Genomic DNA, 2,500 nt, shown 5'->3' with positions numbered 1-2,500 from the left:
TACCATTAGCGCTGTAGAGCTTAACTTTCCTGTTCGGAATGGAAAGGAGTGTTTCCTCTACGCCATCATCACCAGATGGTTTAGATCCTAAATCATAGATTTAGTCTCTTATATTTAATTTTATCAGAGTTTTGTTCTCTGAAAATTGCACATGAATTATTGTAAATTGGTCAAGCCCTCGACCTATTAGTATCAGTCAGCTAAATATGTTGCCATACTTACACCTCTGACCTATCAACCTCGTGTTCTTCAAGGGGTCTTACTAGCTTATGCTATGGGAAATCTCATCTTGAGGGAGGCTTCACGCTTAGATGCTTTCAGCGTTTATCCCGTCCCGACTTAGCTACCCAGCGATGCTCCTGGCGGAACAACTGGTGCACCATAGGTCGGTCCATCCCGGTCCTCTCGTACTAAGGACAGCTCCTCTCAAATTTCCTACGCCCGCGACGGATAGGGACCGAACTGTCTCACGACGTTCTGAACCCAGCTCGCGTGCCGCTTTAATGGGCGAACAGCCCAACCCTTGGGACCTACTACAGCCCCAGGATGCGACGAGCCGACATCGAGGTGCCAAACCTCCCCGTCGATGTGGACTCTTGGGGGAGATCAGCCTGTTATCCCCGAGGTAGCTTTTATCCGTTGAGCGATGGCCCTCCCACGAGGTACCACCGGATCACTAAGTCCGACTTTCGTCCCTGCTCCACTTGTAGGTGTCGCAGTCAGGCTCCCTTCTGCCTTTGCACTCTTCGAACGATTTCCGACCGTTCTGAGGGAACCTTTGAGCGCCTCCGTTACTTTTTAGGAGGCGACCGCCCCAGTCAAACTGCCCACCTAACAATGTCCTGTCACCAGTTTCATGGCGTCCAGTTAGAACCTCAGTACTGTCAGGGTGGTATCCCAAGGATGACTCCACCAAGGCTAACGCCCTAGCTTCCCAGTCTCCCACCTATCCTGTACAGACAATACCGAAATTCAATGCTAAGCTACAGTAAAGCTCTACGGGGTCTTTCCGTCCAATCGCGGGTAGCGAGCATCTTCACTCGCACTACAACTTCGCCGGATTTGCAGTTGAGACAGTGCTCAAGTCATTACTCCATTCGTGCGGGTCAGAACTTACCTGACAAGGAATTTCGCTACCTTAGGACCGTTATAGTTACGGCCGCCGTTTACTGGGGCTTAAGTTCACACCTTCGCTTGCGCTAAGCATTCCCCTTAACCTTCCAGCACCGGGCAGGAGTCAGCCCCTATACATCAGCTTACGCTTTAGCAGAGACCTGTGTTTTTGTTAAACAGTTGCTTGAGCCTATTCTCTGCGGCCTGCTCTCGCAGGCACCCCTTCTCCCGAAGTTACGGGGTTAATTTGCCTAGTTCCTTAACTGCAATTCTTCCGATGGTCTTAGGATTCTCTCCTCACCTACCTGTGTCGGTTTGCGGTACGGGCACTACTTCTCTTTCTAGATGCTTTTCTTGGAAGCATGGAATCAGATACTTCAGCCTAAAAGGCCTTCCCCATTACGCCTCAGAATTGTTAAAGCGGATTTGCCTACCTTAACTCCCTAAACGCTTAGACTAGCATTTCCATTCGCTAGCACATCCTATCCTTCTCCGTCACACCATCGATAATAACGATTGTAGTGGTATTGGAATATCAACCAATTGTCCATCGCCTACGCCTTTCGGCCTCGGCTTAGGTCCCGACTAACCCTGGGCGGACGAGCCTTCCCCAGGAAACCTTAGGTTTTCGACCTGTAAGATTCTCACTTACATCTCGCTACTAATGCCAACATTCTCACTCGTAATCAGTCCACCGCTCCTTACGGTACGACTTCAGCCCGATTACGACGCTCCTCTACCGCTCGTATTAAATACAAGCCCGTAGCTTCGGTGGTAAGTTTGAGCCCCGGACATTTTCGGCGCAGGATCTCTTGACTAGTGAGCTATTACGCACTCTTTCAATGAATGGCTGCTTCTGAGCCAACATCCTAGTTGTCTTTGAAATCCCACATCCTTTTCCACTTAACTTACACTTTGGGACCTTAGCTGACGATCTGGGCTTTTTCCCTTTCGACCATGGATCTTATCATTCATAGTCTGACTGCCGGACTAATAGTATATGGCATTCGGAGTTTGATAAGGTTCAGTAAGCGATACGCCCCCTAGCCCATTCAGTGCTCTACCTCCATTACTCATATCCGACGCTAGCCCTAAAGCTATTTCGAGGAGAACCAGCTATCTCCGAGTTCGATTGGAATTTCTCCGCTATCCACAGCTCATCCCATGCTTTTTCAACAGCAACGTGGTTCGGTCCTCCACGGGGTTTTACCCCCGCTTCAACCTGGCCATGGATAGGTCACTCGGTTTCGGGTCTACGGCATGCAACTAGTCGCCCTATTAAGACTTGGTTTCCCTTCGGCTCCGTACCTTAAGTACTTAACCTTGCTACATACCGTAACTCGTTGGCTCGTTCTACAAAAAGCACATCATCACCCTCGTATGGGGC

Annotated in this window: 2 rRNA genes (both cut by a window edge); both read right to left on the bottom strand. The window is 49.7% G+C overall.

Features of this window, described 5'->3' with window-relative positions:
- Window positions 1-76 (bottom strand): 5S ribosomal RNA (gene rrf / locus J1C67_RS07060) (it extends 41 nt beyond the left edge of the window).
- Window positions 77-166: 90 nt separating this feature from the next.
- Window positions 167-2,500, bottom strand: a 23S ribosomal RNA gene (locus J1C67_RS07055); it runs 572 nt beyond the window's last position.

Origin of the sequence: Clostridium gasigenes, from assembly GCF_017348895.1 — a bacterium.
Taxonomy (GTDB): Bacteria; Bacillota; Clostridia; order Clostridiales; family Clostridiaceae; genus Clostridium; species Clostridium gasigenes.
Note: the sequence above shows the minus strand (reverse complement) of the source record. Positions and strands in the feature narration are given on the sequence as shown.